Source organism: Actinoplanes sp. ATCC 53533, from assembly GCF_003947245.1.
Map to the genome: position 1 here is coordinate 1 of NZ_QHHV01000271.1, position 18,538 is coordinate 18,538.

Genomic DNA, 18,538 nt, shown 5'->3' on the forward strand with positions numbered 1-18,538 from the left:
GCCGGACGGTCCAGCCGACTCGGTGGCGAGAATCAGGACGCTCGCGCAGACCCTGCGTGACCATCTCAAGCTCGTAGTAATCGACCTGGATCCGGGCGACAACGCTCAGGTCATCTTCGAGACGCTCAACCATCGCGGGGCGCCGCTGCTGGCCGCCGACCTGATCAAGAATTTCGTGTTCCAGCTCGCCGGAGCGCACGGCGCCGACGTCGTCGCCCTATACCGAACGCATTGGCAGGAGCTCGACGGCGACTACTGGCGAGCGCGGGTGGCCCGCGGCCGGCAGTACGTGCCACGCGTCGACATCTTCGTCAACCACTGGATGGTCGCCCGGTTCCGCAAGGAGATACAGGCCGATCGCATCTTCACCGCGTTCCGGGACGAGGTGCTCGCCGGCAAGCTGGAGATCGAGCCGCTGCTGGCCGACCTCGCGGCCGGGGCGAAGACCTTCGCCACCCTCGACAGCTGGCCAGCCAATTCAGCCGTGGGCCGGTTCCGTTACCGGGCGCTGCAGGCTTTGGACTCAGCGGTTGTCACTCCGCTGCTGCTGTGGCTGCTGCGGTGGCCTGAGAAGGACCTGCCGACCCAGCAGCGGGACAAGGCGCTGGCGAGCTTCGAGAGTTGGCTGGTGCGGCGCGTGCTGTGTCGGCTCACCGCCAAGGACATCAACCGGTTGGTGCTCGATCTCTTGCGGGAGCTGAGCGCCGCCGGACCAGCCCATGCCGGTGACGTGGTCGAGGAGTTCCTGGCCGCCCAGACCGCCGATTCTCGGGTGTGGCCCGCCGACGAAGTCGTCCGGGCGGCCCTGGAGACCGAGCCGGTTTACAAGGCGCTGCTGCGGGCACGGCTGCGCATGGTGCTCGAGGCTATCGAAGACCGCCGCCGGACCAGTAAGAGCGAGGAGGCTTCCTGCCCACGCGGGCTGACCGTGGAGCACATCCTGCCGCAGGCGTGGCGCGAGCATTGGTCGGCCGACATCGTCACGGAAAGCGACGCCGCCGAGCGTGACAGTCTCGTGCACACGCTGGGGAATCTAACGCTGGTCAACAACCGGCTCAACCCGGCGCTGTCCAACCGGCCCTGGACTGACGAACAGGCCGTCGAGCGCGGTCTGGGCCTGACCGGCAAACGCACCGAGCTGGCCAGGCACAGCACCCTGAAGCTCAACGCCGACCTGATCCACGGTGCCGTGACGGGATGGGGTCATGACCTCGTGCGGGCCCGCACGGCCGAACTCACCCAGATGGTTCTGGAGATTTGGCCTGCGCCGCGAGACCTCGCACCAACGCTTGTACCAGCCCAGCAGGATCCGCTGCCCTCCGGCGACGAGTCGACCGCCGACGGCAAGTACCAGCCGCTCACCCAATGGCTGCTTGCCCAGACCGTCGACGAGCTTCCGATGACCTTCGATGACTTGGAAGACGTACTCGGATCTCCGCTGGCGCCGTCCGCACGCCGGCACCCGCCGTACTGGTACTCGCCTACGAACTCGCTGGGCAAGTCCATCGCAGCCGCGGACTTCAAGGCGACCGGCGTCAACCTCACTGAGGAAAGACTCGTCCTCCGTCGCAGATCAGCCTGACGTCTCTGAGCCGTCATCCAGCGTGAGCTGACGGGGAAGCCGCTCGGCGGCACGTCGATGCTCTTCGTCGTGTCGGACGATGTTGAGTTCCAGTAGCCGGTCGAGGATCTCCTGGCGTGCCCGCGGGCCGACGGTGTAACGCATACCTTGGCGGGTGTCATGAAAGTCGTGATCCAGGTTCAGATCGTCCCAACCGTAGGTATGCATCACCTCATAGTCGATGTCCACGTGGATACGGCGTAGGCCGGCGATGTCTTCGTCGTGGCAACCCTTGTCGTGCACCATGTTGTACGTGGCAGTTAGCCCTGCCTGCCGAGCCAGCATCATGTCTCGCCGGAAAGTATCCAGACAACCGCCCAGCCGCCGCAGCTCGTCGGTTGGCTCCGGTAGGGCGAACGTCTCGAACACGTCGGAAGGGGTGTAGCGGAGGTCGTTCCTCATCGACGACGCCCGGGTGACGGTCCACCAGTAGTGGGGCGAACTGGAAAGCAACGCCAACATGGCCGTATCGTCCGTCGCGAACACCCCAAGCATGTGAGAGAAGACTCGCCCAGTGGGCACCATCACCGGCATCACCGTCTTGCTGACCAGCGCAATCACGACCACCCGGTCTAACCCTGCGATCGCCCGGACCATCGCGGGACGTTTCTCCGCGTAGTGCCACCAGAAGTCTCGATACACCTTGCGGTTGTTGCGGTCGCGCTCGGGCTTGACCAAGCTGCGGACTCGGTCGTAGCAGTCGGGGTAGGTGCGGGCTCGGGCTTCGGGCCAGTCGCGGAAGTTGATGACGTAGCGGCTGCCGGAGCAGTCCGGGCGGCCGTTCAGGTCCTGGCCGTTGAGGTACGGAAAGAGCACGTCCCGATTGCGCCTGTCCTCCTCGATCAGCGCCAATCCCTCATCCGGAGCCATCGTGAAGCCGAGCCCGAGAACGTAGGAACCGATGAACGAGCGGCTGGCGTTGGCGACGAGCCGGTGTGCGGGCCCGCTGACCCGCGAACGAACGTCGAGTGACGCCGTGATGCCGGGAACCTGGTTTCCGTCCAATGCGAGCACGGCTGTTGGGGCAGGTGGCCGCCAAGCAGTGTTCACGATGCAGACCTGGAGTGCCGCCGATCGTGTGGGCCAAGGGCGACTCTTGGTGGCCCGGCGGATAGCCACACCCTGTTCTATCAGTCGATCAAGGCTAACTTGGCGGCTGTCGCCCTGCCACAGGGTATTGGTGGCAATCAGGGCAGTGATGCCGTCGTTGTTCACGACTTCGTGGCTGCGCACGACGAAGTACGCCACCAGGTCGGCGCTGCCCCGCACTCTGCCGCCCACCCAGCGCACAAGGAACTCGCGGTATCGCCGCCCCAGGACATCGGTCAACTTCTGGCCGCCTAAGTACGGCTGGTTGCCGATCACCGCGTCGAAACCGCCCTTCTCAAAGACGTCTGCGAAGACCAGGGGCCAGTGCAGCGGAGCTCGCGGTGGGCTGCCATGCGGGAAGTCAACTGAGAGCCAACTATCTGCCAACCGCCGCGCTTGATCGATCACACCCGGCATATCCGCCATGATTCTGCGGGCGAAATCCGCGACGGCGGCCAGATCATCGTCCAGCTCACGTTCGGGCCGGCCGGCGTTCTTAAGCATGGCGCCAGTGACCAAGTCGGCGATCAGAGCAGCGGAGCCGGTCCGTGCAAGAACCTGACGCCACGTGCGAGACTTCGCCACTACGCTCGCCAAGCTGTCATCTGGTTTCCCTGCCAGCTCGCGGCGTGTCCGGGCGAGGTCGGCGACCATGTCCCGAACGCCGCGGCCGGGGTCTCCCAGCCACTTGGCTTGCAGTCGTCGCCCAGCGGTTGTGTCGAAGTGCAACTCCTCGAGTTGATCCAGTGAGCGGATGCCGATCAGTGAATCTCCCGCCACGATGTGGTGGTCCAGGAAGGTGAACGGCTTCGCCGGATCCATCGAGATCAACCACAAGCTCAACTTGGTGATCTCGGTAGCCATCGGATTGATGTCGACGCCGAAGAGACAGCGTTGGATGATCGCCCGACGAGCACGGATAGTCAGCGGATCGGCCTCCACATCATCGGGTGGCCCATCTTTCTGGGCAACACTCACGAGTCTCGCGGCCTCGCTGTCACCCTCCTCTGCCCATGCTTCCATCAGGCGTTGCCCCAGGTAGCGGCACGCCGCGACGAGAAAGGCGCCGGAGCCGACCGCGATGTCTGCGATACGAAGATCGAGCAACTCCGCACTGGGCTTCACCTGCCAGCGCGACCGATCGGTCGTTTCCCTAGGGCCCGGCCGGTATGCCAGATCGTCCAAAGCACCGTCTACCACCTCGCTCGCAAAGTCCGGCGGGGTGTAGTGGGCGCCTGCACTCGCGCGGCTTTGCGATGCAGTGATGAACAGGGCGCCTGGTGCAATGACCAGCGGCTGGCCGCGCAGGTCACGGCGCAGAATGCCCAGGTACGGGAGTATCCGGAGCGCCAGATCATGATCACCATTGGCGGCGGCGTAGAGGAGGGGGAGCATCTCGGCTCGGGCCTTTTCCGACACTGTCAGCCTGGCGGCGAGACTCTCGACTGTCCCGGCGCTCTTCTTCCCGTAGGCATCGACGAGCGCTGCAGCCCGTTCCGATGAACTCCTCCGGGGCCGGTCATGATGTTCCAGGTTGGCCAACGCGATCTCCGTCGTCTTTCCTGGACCCCATTCGATTCCGAGCATGACCTCGCTGGCCCGCTGTGCGTCGTACGCCAACAGCAACTCGTAAACATGCCCGATCTGCTCGACACCGAGCGCACGGAAGGACAAGCGACGCAGTTCGCGGCCGAGCTCGACGTACCGTATCGCCTTCAGTAGATGGAGCACGGTGCGGTCGTCGATCCATACGTCCGGCAGCCACGGATGAGTCGCCGGATCGAACATCGGCCCGTCGTAGGTCGGCAGCACGAGCCGTCCGTGTACCACGCCCGAATGGATTGCCTCGCTGAGCGCAAGGAGTTGTAGCCACGCGCTACGGGAGTGCTCAAGATCCTGCTCGCTTGCCTCCTGACTGCGACGCTCCAGATGCTCGGCCAGATGCCGGACCGAGTAGGAGGCGGCGTACAGGTCATTATCTGCTGGGAGTAGCCGGCGTTCCTCGGCATAGAGGAGAAAGACCACTCGCATGACCATCGTGACTGCGGCGTGGAATGCCTCATGCCCCGACACCTCTGCCAGACCGGGTCGGCGCTGTTCAAAGGCGCGCACATCGTGCCAACCCATGGCGCCGACCAGCATCTCCACAGCTTGACGGACCTGCGCGCCAAGGACACCGGTGACCTCCACCTGTCTGTCCAGGCTCTCTCGCAGGAGCGCTGGCAGCTTTTCCCCGTCTGGAACGCCGAAGAACCGCCGCCGCTCTAGTAGGGAGCAGAACGCCCGGATCACGGAACGCTCGGAAGCCTCCGGCCAGGTCGCCGTGTCAAAGATCGCCGTTGACGTGACTGACTGTGGTGGTGCCGCGACGAGTGCGAACCAGCGGCCGTCACTGACCAAGCCGAGTGGCACCCGCTGGTGCCGGCACAGTCGAGCCATGCGGTCCACTGGCGTCGCTGGCCAATCATCGCCTTTGATCCGCGTGTTCGGATGGTGGCCAGGCTTCAGCATCATTCCCAACAACCTGGGGACGGCGGTCTGAGGCTCGACCAGCGCGAAGTCCGGCTCAACCGACGTGCTGAACTCCGGAACGGCAATGCCAAGATGGCCAAGACGATCGCGTCGGAACTGGTCACCCCATCCGCACAGTTGACGTAGCAGAAATTCGACCCATGGGTCTGGGTCGAAATCGCCGTTTGCCCGAGCGGTCTTCATTTTGGTCCACCACACTGGATCGACCGCTTCCAGGATCGGCCACACCCTACTGAGCACGGGAAGGGCCAAGAACGGCCCAGATACACCAACCAGTGCGAGCCAGTCTTGATGATCCTCGACGAAATCCCTGCGCGATCGCGTGCTACGACTCATGGGCGGGCCCCTCGCCTGACCATGCCGGCACGAGGATGCAGCACGACGCCTTCGACGGTTCGCGGCCGTCATCAGACAGACAAGCAACACTGCGTGCCGAACCTTGGCGTTACTCGGTGCACAAACTCGATCACTCACTGCAATGTCGTTGCTGGCATCGTGCCTTAGATCGACCGCAACCCACAAGGCCAAGTCGCAACTCAGCCTGTTCGATCCGGCACGCGCGACACCCAGATCGGCGAGCGACGCAAGGTCACCGACCAAAGTGGCGGTCGGCCGCGAAGCTGTCCGTGCGACCGAGCGGGCGTGGTGGCGGCGCGCAGCCTTCGGTGTGGCCGGATACAGGCGTCTGTCGTCCGGTTAGGGGATCTACGTTGAGCAGTCACCCAGCCAGCCTGGGTGTATTGGCTGCCGGTGGCCGCCACATTGGTTAGAGAGGCGGCCCGCCGCTGGCGAGATGGAAGATCGGCCGGGGTCGGTAGCCACGTCGGGCGTACATGCGACGGTTCCGCGGGCCGGTGGCTTCGAGGTAGGCCGGCGTGTCGGCAGCGTCGAGTTCGGCGTGGTGGTGGGCGAGCAGACCGCTGCCGAGGCCGCGGTGTTGCTCGTCGGGGTGCACAGCGAGTAGGGCCAGGTAGTGATGTCGCTGGTCGTACGGGTGGTGAGCGTGCATCGCCTGGTCGAGTACGGCGAAGCGCGGCTCGAATGCCCCGGTGATCTCTGCGAGGCGCCGGCCGTAGTCGGGCAATTCTGGAAATGGCCCGCCGTCGATGGCATACCAGACGGCTACAGCGCCATTTCCGCACAGCTGCACCCGGCCGCGAGCGAGGGCTTGTTCGGTCAGCAGGGCGAAGTAGGGCTGGTAGATGCGGGCGCGGGTGTCGAGGTGCGGGATGAGCCAGCCGGCGAGGTCTCCGTGCAGGAACGCCTCGGTCAGCACCTCCGCGACGGCAGGCAGGTCGTCCGAAGTCGCGATGCGGATGGCAGCCCGCAGCGGGAAGGCCATCGCGGTCACCGGCCGGTCGGAGTAAGCGTGCGGTCGTCGGTGGTGACGCTGTTCGCGCCGCGCCCGATCGCCGCGTACGTCTGCGGCCGGGTGGTCCTGAGGATGAGCGCCCAGACAACACCGACCGCTGCGGCAACCGCGTAGACGGCGGGCAGTTGCCAGCGCAGGTCAGAGGCGGGATCGACCCCGAGCAGCGTGGCGAACTGGTCGAGCGTGACCACGAGCACCGCACCGAGCGCGGCAGTCGCAACGATCGGGGCGAACAGGCCGCGGCCGACGCCAAGGTCGGCGCGGTTGGCGGGGCGGGCGAAATAGGCGATCACCGCGATCGAGGTGGCGACCATGAGGATCAGGACGCCGAGTCCGCCGAGGACGGTGAGCCAGAAGAACAGCCGGACGATGGGATCCCAGCCGGCGATTGCGTAGACGGCCAGCACGAGCGCGGCCAGTGCGGTCTGGGTCAGCGAGCCGGTCAGCGGTGCCCGGGTGCGTGGGCTGGTCCGGCCCAGAATGCCGGGTAGGACGCCTTCGCGGCCGAGGGCGAAGAAGTAGCGGGCGGCGGTGTTGTGGAACGCGAGCAGGGCGGCGAACAGGCTGGTGATGAACAGCAGGTGCCCGAGGTCGATCATCGTCTGCCCGACATACGGCGCTACCAGGGTGAAGATCAGTTCCGTGCCGTCGCTGCGGGCAGCGTCGACGATCCGGTCGGGGCCGGTGGCGACGGACATGGCCCAGGCGCAGAAGGCGTAGAGCAGGCCGATGATGGTCAGCGCGAGGTAGGTGGCGCGGGCGACGGTCTTGTGCGGGTCTTTGGATTCCTCGCTGAACACGGCGGTGCCTTCGAAGCCGACGAACCCGGCGACCGCAACGGCGAGGGCGGCGCCGATCCCGCCGGTCAGCACGTTGCCCAGGGACAGGGTAGTGACGGTGATGCCGCCGGGTGCGGGGTGGCTGACCTGGACGATCGCGTAGCCGACGGCGACGGCGATCTCGGCGATCAGCAGGATGGCCAGGACGCGGCTGTTGAGGTCGATGCGGCGTACGCCGAGTAGTGCGACGATGGCCCAGGCGGCGTAGGCGCACAGCCACCAGGGCAGGTGCACCCCGAACCGGGCGGCCAGGAACGGGGCGAGGACGCCGCCGAATCCTCCATAGAGACCGATCTGCATGGTGTTGTAGCCGACCAGCGCGACGAACGCTGAGCCGACGCCGAGGGGTTTGCCCAGGCCGTGGGTGACGTAGGTGTAGAAGGCGCCGGCGTTGAGGATCCGCCGGGACATCGCCACGTACCCGACCGAGAACACCGCCAGCACGAGGGCGATGATCACGTACGCGATGGGAATGCCGGTGATGCCGGTGACCGCGAAGCCGGTGGTGGCGCCGCCCGCCACCACGGTCAGCGGGGCGGCAGCGGCCATGACGGTGAACACCAGTGGCCACACGCCGAGCCTGCTACGGGCCAGGGTGGCGGTCACGGTGCCGGCGGTTTCCCGGAAGGCGCTGGGCATGGTCGGGTTCTCCTCGATCATTAGGTAGGCCGGTGTCAGGTACGGGTGATGACGGTGTCGCCGACGGCGGCTTCGGTGTGGGCGAGCAGGTCCTGGATGGGTGCTGGGGCGTGGGCGGCGGCGTCACGCAGGCCGGCTTCCAGGGCGGCGGTTGCGCCGAGCAGGACCGAACGGTGTAGGTCCGTGGCCAGTACCAGCCCGCCAAGGACGGTGTCGACGTGGTCCAAGGGCTGCCCGGCCCGAAGGCGTTGGGACAGCCTCGCCCAGGGCCAGGCTGCGGTGTTCATGTTCGCGGGCACGTATCGCACGCGGCGTCCCAGGAGACTGCGGGTGACGTCCTCGCGCAGGTGACCGGCCCGCAGCAGTCGTGCCGCGACGTCGGGGTAGACAGTTTGGGCGAGGAACGGCAGCCAGGTCCGTACCGGATGGGTGGTCGGCTCGGTGGCGAGGCGGTCCAGGATCGTATGGGCGAGTGCGTCGACCGGCGGCGTGAAGTCGATCACCACGACTTGGCCGGTGTGCAGGGTGATCCGGCGGGTCAGGACCAGTTCGGCGAGCAATCCGGCGGCCAGTCCGAGCCCGGCGATGTGCCCGTTCAGCAGAAGCCGGCCGTCGTGGTCGCGGTGTACCAGCCGGAACACGTCGTCAGCCACCAATGGCCATATGAGTCGGTCCCCGTGCGCTGGGCGGTTCCGGCCAGTGACCGGCCACGATCCGACGGCGGCGTGCCGGCCGCCGCTGTGGGCCGACGCGGGGCCTTGCGCACGTTCGGCGTCAAGGTACGCCATCACGGCAGCGCCCGTCCGTGGCGGCCGTGATCAGATCCGGCTCGGCTGCCGGTGGAGAACTCCAGAAAGCTGGGTGCTTTCGCGTGCACGGTGCTGTCTCCTCTCCACAAGGGCTCGTCGTGGTGCAGCCCCGAGGCTGGCGAAGACCGGTGTCGTGCAGCTGGGGGACCTGCTACGACACCTCACGCCCACCCCGGGGTCGTCCACAGCGCCGCTGACCTGCCCGTACGCTTCGGGTAGCGCTGGCGATCACGGCGGCGCGCATCGACGATCTCGTGTGGTGCACGCCATTTCCAGGGCCACGGTGGGGGTGCACCCGGGACCCCACCGGGTCCGGTGCGGCCATGTGTGTCTGCGGATCGGAGCGCGTGGTGCGTCGTTGGGTGAGTAGGGTCGAGCTGCCGATTGCTCGACCACTGAGGCGAAGGGTTCCGATGGAGTTCCGGCCGATCGCGCGTGCCACAGGGGCGTTTCAGGAATCGCTGACCGGCGAACAGATCCAGGAAATCTGTCGGCGCGTCTTCGACGCCGATGCACTGGCGGCGGTGGAGCTGGGCCTCGGGATGTACAACAACACCTATCGGGTCGAGGTGAAGGGCCAGCTCCGGCCGGTGGTGCTTCGCGTGGCTCCGGTGCCGGGGCGGCAGTTCCGCAGCGAGCGGGAGCTGATGCGCAACGAGTACGCGACCGTGCCGTGGCTCGCGTCGCTGGCGGCGTTGATGCCGCGGGTGTTGGCGGCGGACTGGACCCATGAGGTCGTCGGCCGGGATTACCTGGTGCAGACCTTCCTCGACGGGCTCCCCGCGCCGGAGCACCTGGGCAGTTACCCGCGCAGCTCCTGGACGGGTTACTACCGGCAGATGGGGACGATCGCGGGCCGGGTGCACGCGATCCGTGGTCCGCACTTCGGGTGGGTGACCGGGCCGGGTTACCTGAGCTGGAGCGAGGCGGTGGTGGCGTCGCTGACCGATATCGCCGCCGACGTCGAGGGCGTCGGTCTGGACGGCGGTGACCTGCGGGCGGCGGTTGTCGCCGCCGAGCGGCACCGTGACGTCCTGGAGGAGATCCGGGAGCCGCGGCTGCTGGCAGGCGACCTGTGGAACGTCAACGTGATGCTCGACCCGGTCGCTGCCGAGCCGACGATCACCGGCGTGCTGGATCTGGATCGCACCTGGTGGGGTGATCCGGCGGCGGACTGGACGATCCGGATGGCATCGGCGAAGCCCGGCACGGAACGGGACGCGTTCTGGGAGACCTACGGGCAGCCGGACCGATCCGAGCCCGCGACCGTGCGCGGGCTGATCTACGAGCTGCGCCACCTCGGGACGATTCGGCTTGAACGGCACCGGCTCGGCAACGCCGACGGCGTGCGCACCTCCTATGCGGAGGTGGCTGCCGTGCTCGCCCGCCTGGCCTGAGCGGAGCCAGTCAGGCGGTAGCCACGACCATGACCGGCCGGAGCAGATGAGCGGTAGGCAGCCGGCATCGTGCCTCGGCCGGCAGTCCGCACGTCGTGGAACCATCCAGTTTTCTGACCGAATTTAAGATCAAGAACGCTCTGAGCTGGACTCCTACGTCGTGAGCATGTGCGGCACGCGCATGATTTTGGACAGTTGAAAGTCACTCGATTGAGCTAACACGTAAATATGATTCGAACTTGCTTTGTCAGCTGACCGTTGGTGCCCCAGCGGTCTGACGATCATCTATCGCGAGCGTCCGAACGGCCTGACAACCATGGGCCAACCTTGCATGGTCGACTCGTGGGGGGATAGCGTGCCTTCATGGCTCAGATCATCGACAAGATCTCCTCTCAGGCCCTTTTGGGTGCCGGTCTTCCCTTGATGTTGAAGCTGGGTGAACGGGTAAATCCGGCGCCGTTGAATGCGTCGGCAACCAACCAGGAGCAGGAGAGCAACCCGCAATACGAGAACAGTCCTCAAGGGCCCACTATGCGTCCGTGGCGCACTCAGACCGACAACGGCGGAGAAACCAACACCGACTATGCCGAGGACTAAAGTCTCGGGGCCGCTAATCATTTCCGATGACCTAGACGGTAGTGCGGGGCTGGTCGTCGAGCGCCTCTTAGCGCGGGGGCACGATGCCCACGTAGTCGAATGCGAGCGCTTGGCTTCGTCGGACTATTCTATCGTGATCGACCATAGCGGTGGACACCAGCCATGCGTTCGGATCATTGACGTCAAGGCTGGATCTGAATATTACATAGGGTCGGAGACCAGAATTCTCCGGCGGAGGCCTGCCTTCCCGACTTTCGGCAGCGAGTCGGACCTCGATCCTGGCGTCAAATCTTTCATCCAGGCGCAGTACAGGAATACGCTGAATATGCTGTTCGCTTCTGAAGCCGTCTGGATGAATCCAGTAGGAGCGGACCGCCGCTTCGACCAGAACAAGGTGCTCGGATCACACCTTGCAAGTCGCGTGGGCATGGAGTGCATACCGACAGTTCTGACCGATTCGCCGGCGGCGTTCTGCGAAGCTGTCCAGCGCTTCACGAAGCATGGCGACGACATTGCAGTTAAGCCGACTGGGGCCTGGTCGGCTGTTATCGACAACGACTACGAGTCTGTGCTTTCACTCTTCACGAGCCGTCTCGACGGGTCGGCGGCGCTGGGTATGGCGGAGGCAGTATCGCTGGCGCCGGTGTTTGTCCAGCCGTACGTCGATAAGGCTTACGAACTTCGTGTCACCGTGGTTGCCGATGAGATTTTTACTTGTCGAATCGAGTCGCAGGCAACCGAACGAACACAAACTGACTGGCGTCGCTACGACCTGCCCAATACCCCGCATTCGCCAGCTGTGCTCGACGCCTCCACGACCTCTGCCCTACGAAGTTTTATGGAGTCGAGTGCGCTTGTATATGCAGCATTCGACTTCATCGTGACCAGGGATTATCGGACCATTTTCGTGGAGGTGAACCCCGCCGGCCAGTTTGGTTGGATTGAGGAACTTACGGGATTGAAAATCAGCGACGCTATCGTTGATTGGCTAACAGCCGGGAATGCCTAACGCCAGCTCCTGGAGATGCAGCAGATCGGCTTGGAGGCTGGCAATCTGTTGGCCCTGAGCCCGACTATTGCGGGCGGTGGCGAGTCGGTCACCGAGAGCCTTGTTGTCCGAGTTGAGAGTCCGTACTTGATGCTTGAACGTCGTGTTCTCGGTGACCAGCCGTTGGAAGGTGCAGAAGCCGCCGTCGGCGGGGATGGACCGCCAGCTGAGGTTCAGCGCCAGCGCGAGGGCCTGCCGGTGCGGTCCCATCGCTCGTCGGTCAGGCATCGGACGCCGGTGAAGCCCGCAGTGCCGAGATCAGCGGGCCAGTTGGAGTGGCGGTGCCGTGCGGGCAGGCGGGGGTCGCCCGGGATGCGGGGATGCCAGCCGGTCAGGACCAGGCGGCCTCCCGGTCGCAGGATTCGCCGGGCCTCGCGGGCTGCGGTGACCCGGTCACTGGCGTATTGCATGGCGTCGATAGAGACCGCTGCGTCCGCGACGTGGCTCGCCAGCCCGGTCGCGGTCCGGTCTGCCACGACGAAGTGGGCGGCGGCCGGTGGTGCGATCGCTCCCGCACGGTGGTATGCCTGGGAGGTCGCGATTTGGGAGAAGTCGATGCCGACAAGGCTCGCGCGGGTGCGGCGGGCGAGCCAGAGGCCGGGTCCACCTCGGCCGCAGCCAAGGTCGACGAGGCGGTGGCCCGGTCGCAGGTCGAGGCCGTGCAGGACAGCGTCGAGCAGCGACGAGGAAAGGAATGAGTACGGTTCGATCTCCGGCGGGAGATGAGGATCGACGAGCTGGACGGTGGCGGCGAAGCGGCTGTGGGCGGCCTCGGTGCGGAACAGGTCGTCGAAGTCGCGGGCGGTGATCATCGTTTCCTGACCGGCACGGGATCTGGTGACGGCGTCGTGGCCGGAGCGGGTTGGACGTCGACGGTCACGGCGGCGTGAAGCCGCTGTGCGTAGCGCTCGACGGTCGCCGGGCTGGTGCCGGTCACGATGAAATGGCCGATCCGGTCACTGTTACGGCGGGCCTCGTGGACGGCGGCACCGGGTCTGGCTCGCAGTTGGACCTCGGGGACGTGAGGTCCCCGCGTGGGTAAGCCCTCGGCTCCCCGGAACAGGCCGGTGCGGCTGCTGGTGATGAAGCGGATGGTCGCGTAGCCGCGGCGGGTCGGGGTGAGATCCGCAGGCCGGCCGAGGGCGATGTCCAGGAGTGCGGCCCACGGGTCTATGCCGAGGGCGTGCTGGAGGAGAAGGCCGATGCGTCCGGCGCCGATACGGGCGCCGATCTCGATCACGGAGCATACGGCGTAGGGTCGCACGATGACCTCCGTATGTGAGGCTCCGTTGCGGATGCCGACGGCGGTGATCGCCCGTTCGGCCTGCTTGAGGATGGCGCGTTCAGTGGTGATCGGCAGGCGGGTGGGCAGGCTGTGACCGATCTCGACCCGGTGCGGGCCGCTGGTGACCAGCTTCCGGGTGATGCACAGGTGGGTGGTGCGTCCGTCCTGGGTGAGCGACTCGACGCTGTACTCGGCACCGTCGAGGTGCTCCTGAAGAAGCACTCGGGGATCGGCGAGTAGCCCGTGCATGGGCCGGGCGGTGCGCGCGTCGGCCCACGCAGCAGCGAGATTTTCGCCGTTGTGGACGACGGTCACGCCAGCGGAGCCGGCCGTGGCGGCGGGCTTGACCACGCAGGGGAACGGCCAGCCGAGCGTGGTGAGGCGCTGGAGGGCGTGCTCCGGGTTGTGGATGACCAGGCTGCGGGGTGTGGCAACCCGACTGCGACGGAAAGCCTCCTGCATCAAGATCTTGTTGCGGGCGGCGATGGCACGGCTCGGGTCGTTTCCGGGGAGCCCGAGTGCCGCGCACACGGTGGCCAGCAACGGCGTGAGGTACTCGTTGGTGGTCAGGGCGGCGTCGGCTCGGATCAGGCGGGCGTGGTCAACCACCTCGTGAAGTGCGCAGTCGGGCTGGGTGAAGTCGACGGGTAGTCGGCTGGCGAGGGCGGGAGGACACGGTGACGTGTGCGGGCCGTGTCGAGAAAGGACGCCGTGGACCTGGTAGCCGCGGCTCTCAGCGGCGGCGATGAGCGCACCGGCCTCGGGCCCGCTGGGGTCGAGCAGGAGGATCCGGACGGTCACAGGTAGTCCTCGCAGCCGCCGAGCCGGTGGGTGTCGAGGGTGAAGCAGTGGAAGCCTCCGCCGAACAGGCGTCGGTGTCGGTGCCGCACGGCCACGGTGTCGAATCCCTCGGCGTCGAGGAGTTGGCGCAGCTGAGGACAGTCTTCGTTGACCAAGACCATGTCGGTGTCGATCGAGAGCACGTTCAGGTCGATGTACGGGCTGGTGAGGATCAGTTCGTCACTGTTGTAGGCGGGAAACGCTCCCGGATCCGGTGGCGGCGCGACGATGAACTTCCAGGACCGCAGCGGTTCCGGGAGCAAGTCCCGTAGGCCTTCGTGCCGGGCCAGGAAGACGCCTGGTCGTAGCGCGAGGAGCATGCTGTCGATGTGGTTGTCGGCCATGCGGTGCACGCGGTGGATCCGGTAGCGGTCGCCGAGGTGCCGTTGGAGCCAGTCGACGGCCAGGCGGTGGTTCTCGTGGGCGACGTTGACGATCAGGTCCCGGCCGAGTCTGAGCACCTGGGCGCCGTCGAGCATGAGGTCGAACCCGACGTCGTACGGGGTCGGTTGAGGGTATTCGATGGGTTCGGTGGGGCCGCCGAGGGTCGTGGTGGTGTCCCTGGCGTAGGACAGGTCGAACGAGCAGTCGGTGAGCGTGGGCCGTGGCATGGTCGTCCAGCGGGCCCCGGCGTCGTAGTAGCGGCGGAGGATCGGGGTGAGTAGCCGTGTCTCCAGGTAGCGGGAGCGGATGGCCGGCGGCGTCTCGATGATCTCGTCGCCGAGGATGAGGGTGTTGTCCCGGATGTTCAGCGCCGGTGTCGGTGTGGCCCGCCAGCCCAAGCCGGCGATCTCCGCCGCGTCCGGAGGCAGCGGCAGAGGCCGGTGCACGGTGACGCCGAGATCGGTCAGGATGGCAGCCAGGTTCTCGACGTCGTCGTGGAGCTCCTCGGCGTACCGTTTGTTGATCTTCCATCGCTGGGTGTCCTGGCTTCCGCCGTGGCTGAGGCGGGGGTAGGCCCAGTCGGAGCGGAATCCGTGCAGGTTGTCGTGGTGGAACAGTTCGAAGGTGACGTCGCGGTCGTGGCCGAGGTAGTTGGCGGCGGAACCGACGACGATCTCTCGCAGGGGTGTGAAGTCGTCGTGGCTGTGCAGGCGCATGGCTGGGGTGTCTTTCCGTCGTCGCGCGGTTGGGACCTGTGGTCGGTCAGCGGCAGTCGGCTGCGGTGAGCCGGCGCTGCTGGTGATCGCGGCCGAGTCGGCTGTGCAGCAGCGGGCCGGCGACGGTGAGCTGGATGGTGCGCTGTTCGCTCCAACCGGCGAATCGGTACTCCTGGGCCGCGACCTCGACGAGGGCGAACCTTCGGCCGGCGACGGCGAGCGTTGCCCGTTCCGGTCCGGCATCGAGTTGGGCGGGCTGGACGGGTCCGCCGAGTGCGTCGTCGTGGTCGAAGTCGGTGAAGCCCGACGGCAGGTCGAGCTGTGTCGACGATGTCTGGCGATGGATCGAGCCGCTGAAGGTCCGCCGGTTGAGCAGGACGTCGTCGGCGAGGAGCATCACGTGGCATCGGGCCGGGAATAAGGTGACCAGTTCCCTGGTCAGTAGGGCGTCGATCACGGCGTGGATACGGGTCGTGTCGCCGGTGTTGCGAACGAGGTGCTCGCGGGAGAAGTCCCCGTACCAGAGTTCTCCCGGCTGCCAGCGGTGGTCCTCGCCGTCGATGACGAGTACTGCTCCGGGCTGGGTGGTGATGGGGATGTGCAGCCGAACGAATCCGCGGTTCAGGGCGTACTTGGGATCGCGGTGCGGTGCGGAGACCGCTCCTGGGCCGAGCGCCATCAGTCGCACGGCGTGCAGTGGGGCGGGAATGGCACCGAGGATGCCGCGCAGGTAGGGCAGGTGTTCGAGCCATGGGGTGAAGGCGAAGTCGGCCGGGCCTGGGCCGCCCGGGTCGGTACGGTCGGGGTCGCCGCCGGGGTTGCGAAGTGGGAGGACACGCCAGTCGATCAGGCTGGCGGAGCTGAGGCCGCCTCCTGCCAGGCGGGTGCGTTGGTGGTGCCAGCGGTGTCCGGTCACCTCTGCGAGTTCGCCGGCGAGCCGGTCGGCGAGGTAGCTGGGTGTGAGTTGGACGGTGGTGGGATGGGACGCGGCCACGGGTTTGCTCCTTCGGCTCATGGTCCGACGGGAATCGCGCTGCGGACGATCAGGCTGGTTTCGCCTGGCGGTCGCGTCATGGTGTGACGCGCCGCCTGCCTCGGCACGGTGCTGAATCGCTGATCGAGGCGGTCGAGGATGTCCTTGCGGACGGTCTCGTCGCCGTAGGCGATGCAGAAGACGAACTGTGCCGGCGCCCCCGCCGTTGTCATGATCGGCATGGAGGGGATGACTCCGGTCCGGGTCGCGGGGTCGTACTTGCAGCCCAGGTCGTCGAGGGCGGCATTGAAGGCATCGGCGTCGTCAACAGCCCACGTCGGCGGTGTGTGGTGCTCCACCACTCGGCGCCGCAGCTCCCGGCCGACGTTGACGATCTCGTGGGCGATGCTCTGGTAGATGTGCAAGGAGCCGGTGACCTGAGCGTTGACCTCGGTGAACAGCACGCGTCCGGCGACCGTAACGATCGCGTCCGCGCTCAGGTGACCCCGGTATCCCACCTGGCGGTAGGCCTTCGCCAACGCCGCGCCGCCAGCGGCGAGCTGGGCACGTACGTCCTCGGTGACCACGTGCAACTGCACGATCTGGTGGTCGAGGCGCCGGCCGACGTAGTGCAGGGAGCCCATCTCGGTGGGATCGACTTCGTGGTCGGTGACGCGGTACTCGGTATAGACCGAGGCTGCGCCGGGCATGAACTGTTCGACCACCACAGGGAAGCGACCATCGGCTGACGCCCAGTCCCACCGCTGCGTCCAGTACGCCTCCACCGCAGCGGGGGTGGGACCGACGAGATGGTGCAGGTGGCGCGCCCCGACGTGATCGCAGGTCAACGCCAGGTCGCGCAGCACGAGTTCGTTACCCACTCCTGCCCCGTTGTGGGCCTGTTTGACGACGACCGCGCCCGAGTACGAAAGCAAGGCGAGGGTCGCGTCCACGGCGTCGCGCGGGCTGTGACAGACCTCCCCGCTCGTGATCGGAACGCCCGCGCCCGCGGCGAGCGAACGGAAGACTGCCTTGTTGTTACACAGTTCCCCGCCGTTCTGCGCGAAGAACCCGGCCCCGGGAAAGCGGTCGGTGAGCCGCAGCGCGGCGCTGAATCGGGCGACCGATGCAGAGGGCCAAAGAGCGAAGATTTCTTCAACGGGCTCAGCCCGCACAACGGTCCGTACCGAGCTGAGCAGGGAATCGTGGGCGAGGACAGCGGGATCCAGCAGCCGGCCGGCGTACCTCCCCGGTGGGGCTACCAGGATGGTCAGGGTTCGCGGGTCGACGCGGGTCAGCGAGGTCACCTCGGCCAAGAACCGCGGGTCTGGCTCGTCGCTGAGAATGACCAGGTCACCGTCGCGGGCGAACCACAACACCCGCTGAGTCCAGGCGCGCAGGTCACCGCGTTCGCGGATGGCAGGGTCGATGTGGTTGCCGATGAGGATGCGCACGAAGGGGTCTCCGATCAGTCCAGGAAGGCGGCGAACTTTGCTGCTGAACACGGCAGGGCCGTGATCACCGAGCGCGGAAGGAAGCGGGCAGAGCCTCGAAGACCCGTATGGTCGCCGTCCGGCGCCGCCGTGGAATGCCCGCGAGGTGCAGGCCAGATGTGTGCTGGTCCAGGCCGGCGACGAGGGCGCGCAGGGCGAGCTGAGCAGTCACCGCCCCGAGGCAGGAGTGCGGGCCCCAGCCGTACCCGAGGTGCCGGCTGGCGGAGGCACGATCGATGATCAACCGGTCGGGCTCGGCGAACTGATCCGGATCGCGGTTAGCCGCGGCGAACAGCACCAGGACCGTGTCGCCTGCTTCAACCGGCGCGTCGCCGATCCGCGTCGCGGTGGTGGCGATGCGACTGGTGCCCTGGACCGGCCCGTCGTACCTGATCAGCTCGTCGATGCCGGTGCGCAGCAGCCGGGGATCCCGCATCCGCGCCAGCCAACCTGGATGTCGAAGCAGGGTGTGCACGACGTTCCCGATCGCCGCGACCATCGTGCTGTACCCGCCCTGGAACATCACCCGTGCGGTGTTACGCACATAGAGATCGAGGTCCGGGAGCGCCGAGCGTTCGGCGTGCAGCCGCACGTGAGAGAGCACACCAGGACGGTCAGAAGCCTCGTACCAGCTCTCGACCAGCGCATTCAGCTCCAGCCGGGCTTGGCGTCCCGGCTCGGCTGCCGCCGGGTCGAGGCCGGCGTCCATGCTCCTCATGATCGTGTCGGACACGGCGGAAACGTGTCCACCTCAGGCTCTTCGACGCCGAGCACGTCAGCGACAACCGAGAGGGCCAACGGTCGAGCGACCTTCGCCATCACGTCGAAACACTCGGATTCCTCAAGCTCGGACAATCGCATCTTCACCAACTGCCGTGCCCGCAGCTCGACGGCCGCGAGGTCT

The 18,538-nt window shown here is 66.5% G+C and carries 15 protein-coding genes; 4 read left to right on the forward strand and 11 right to left on the reverse strand.

Features of this window, described 5'->3' with window-relative positions:
• Window positions 1–1,582: HNH endonuclease family protein (locus DMB66_RS52830; RefSeq protein WP_233625470.1), on the forward strand; the 1,582-nt coding region annotated here is incomplete at its 5' end.
• Here DMB66_RS52830 and DMB66_RS52835 read toward each other — a convergent pair.
• From DMB66_RS52835 to DMB66_RS52850, 4 genes are all read right to left on the reverse strand, one after another.
• Window positions 1,574–5,578, reverse strand: coding sequence for a type IIL restriction-modification enzyme MmeI (locus DMB66_RS52835; RefSeq protein ID WP_125811628.1), 4,005 nt, complete (start codon window positions 5,576–5,578; stop codon window positions 1,574–1,576). The two genes, DMB66_RS52830 and DMB66_RS52835, sit on opposite strands and share 9 nt — an antisense overlap.
• A gap of 430 nt (window positions 5,579–6,008) precedes the next feature.
• Window positions 6,009–6,584, reverse strand: coding sequence for a GNAT family N-acetyltransferase (locus tag DMB66_RS52840; protein WP_125811641.1), 576 nt, complete (start codon window positions 6,582–6,584; stop codon window positions 6,009–6,011).
• Between the two features lie 5 nt (window positions 6,585–6,589).
• Window positions 6,590–8,092 (reverse strand): APC family permease, encoded by a 1,503-nt coding sequence (locus DMB66_RS52845; RefSeq protein WP_125811629.1) that lies wholly within the window; start codon window positions 8,090–8,092, stop codon window positions 6,590–6,592.
• Between the two features lie 35 nt (window positions 8,093–8,127).
• The gene (locus tag DMB66_RS52850; protein ID WP_255441513.1) at window positions 8,128–8,733 is read right to left on the reverse strand and encodes a GPP34 family phosphoprotein; all 606 of its coding nucleotides are present in this window, start codon (window positions 8,731–8,733) and stop codon (window positions 8,128–8,130) included.
• A 581-nt stretch (window positions 8,734–9,314) separates the two neighbouring features.
• Here DMB66_RS52850 and DMB66_RS52855 point away from each other — a divergent pair.
• The 3 genes from DMB66_RS52855 to DMB66_RS52865 all read left to right on the forward strand — a co-directional run bounded on the left by DMB66_RS52855 (window position 9,315) and on the right by DMB66_RS52865 (window position 11,904).
• Window positions 9,315–10,298, forward strand: coding sequence for a phosphotransferase family protein (locus tag DMB66_RS52855; protein ID WP_125811631.1), 984 nt, complete (start codon window positions 9,315–9,317; stop codon window positions 10,296–10,298).
• 363 nt (window positions 10,299–10,661) lie between these two features.
• The gene (locus DMB66_RS52860; RefSeq protein ID WP_125811632.1) at window positions 10,662–10,895 is read left to right on the forward strand and encodes a hypothetical protein; all 234 of its coding nucleotides are present in this window, start codon (window positions 10,662–10,664) and stop codon (window positions 10,893–10,895) included.
• A gap of 133 nt (window positions 10,896–11,028) precedes the next feature.
• The gene (locus tag DMB66_RS52865) at window positions 11,029–11,904 is read left to right on the forward strand and encodes a hypothetical protein (protein ID WP_125811633.1); all 876 of its coding nucleotides are present in this window, start codon (window positions 11,029–11,031) and stop codon (window positions 11,902–11,904) included.
• 212 nt (window positions 11,905–12,116) lie between these two features.
• On the opposite strand, the gene DMB66_RS52875 is transcribed toward DMB66_RS52865, so the two are convergent.
• From DMB66_RS52875 to DMB66_RS64885, 7 genes are all read right to left on the reverse strand, one after another.
• Complete coding sequence (locus DMB66_RS52875) at window positions 12,117–12,755, reverse strand: class I SAM-dependent methyltransferase (RefSeq protein ID WP_125811635.1); 639 nt, start codon at window positions 12,753–12,755, stop codon at window positions 12,117–12,119.
• Complete coding sequence (locus DMB66_RS52880) at window positions 12,752–14,029, reverse strand: ATP-grasp domain-containing protein (protein ID WP_125811636.1); 1,278 nt, start codon at window positions 14,027–14,029, stop codon at window positions 12,752–12,754. Before DMB66_RS52880 ends, DMB66_RS52875 begins: the two co-directional genes overlap by 4 nt.
• Window positions 14,026–15,168, reverse strand: coding sequence for a glycine amidinotransferase (locus tag DMB66_RS52885; RefSeq protein ID WP_125811637.1), 1,143 nt, complete (start codon window positions 15,166–15,168; stop codon window positions 14,026–14,028). The genes DMB66_RS52880 and DMB66_RS52885 overlap by 4 nt, the downstream gene beginning before the upstream one ends.
• 46 nt (window positions 15,169–15,214) lie before the next feature.
• The gene (locus DMB66_RS52890) at window positions 15,215–16,162 is read right to left on the reverse strand and encodes an aspartyl/asparaginyl beta-hydroxylase domain-containing protein (RefSeq protein ID WP_158647655.1); all 948 of its coding nucleotides are present in this window, start codon (window positions 16,160–16,162) and stop codon (window positions 15,215–15,217) included.
• Window positions 16,163–16,179: 17 nt separating this feature from the next.
• Window positions 16,180–17,595, reverse strand: coding sequence for a hypothetical protein (locus DMB66_RS52895; RefSeq protein WP_125811639.1), 1,416 nt, complete (start codon window positions 17,593–17,595; stop codon window positions 16,180–16,182).
• Between the two features lie 64 nt (window positions 17,596–17,659).
• Window positions 17,660–18,367, reverse strand: a complete 708-nt coding sequence (locus DMB66_RS52900) for a cytochrome P450 (protein ID WP_125811640.1) — start codon at window positions 18,365–18,367, stop codon at window positions 17,660–17,662.
• Window positions 18,349–18,538 (reverse strand): cytochrome P450 (locus tag DMB66_RS64885; protein ID WP_233625471.1); only part of this gene is annotated, 190 nt, incomplete at its 5' end. The genes DMB66_RS52900 and DMB66_RS64885, both read right to left, overlap by 19 nt.

Coding starts and splice junctions, on each gene's coding strand:
- DMB66_RS52855 (WP_125811631.1), top strand. CDS start 9,315: ATGGAGTTCCGGCCGATCGCGCGTGCCACAGGGGCGTTTCAGGAATCG.
- DMB66_RS52875 (WP_125811635.1), bottom strand. CDS start 12,755: ATGATCACCGCCCGCGACTTCGACGACCTGTTCCGCACCGAGGCCGCC.
- DMB66_RS52885 (WP_125811637.1), bottom strand. CDS start 15,168: ATGCGCCTGCACAGCCACGACGACTTCACACCCCTGCGAGAGATCGTC.
- DMB66_RS52845 (WP_125811629.1), bottom strand. CDS start 8,092: ATGCCCAGCGCCTTCCGGGAAACCGCCGGCACCGTGACCGCCACCCTG.
- DMB66_RS52835 (WP_125811628.1), bottom strand. CDS start 5,578: ATGAGTCGTAGCACGCGATCGCGCAGGGATTTCGTCGAGGATCATCAA.
- DMB66_RS52860 (WP_125811632.1), top strand. CDS start 10,662: ATGGCTCAGATCATCGACAAGATCTCCTCTCAGGCCCTTTTGGGTGCC.
- DMB66_RS52840 (WP_125811641.1), bottom strand. CDS start 6,584: ATGGCCTTCCCGCTGCGGGCTGCCATCCGCATCGCGACTTCGGACGAC.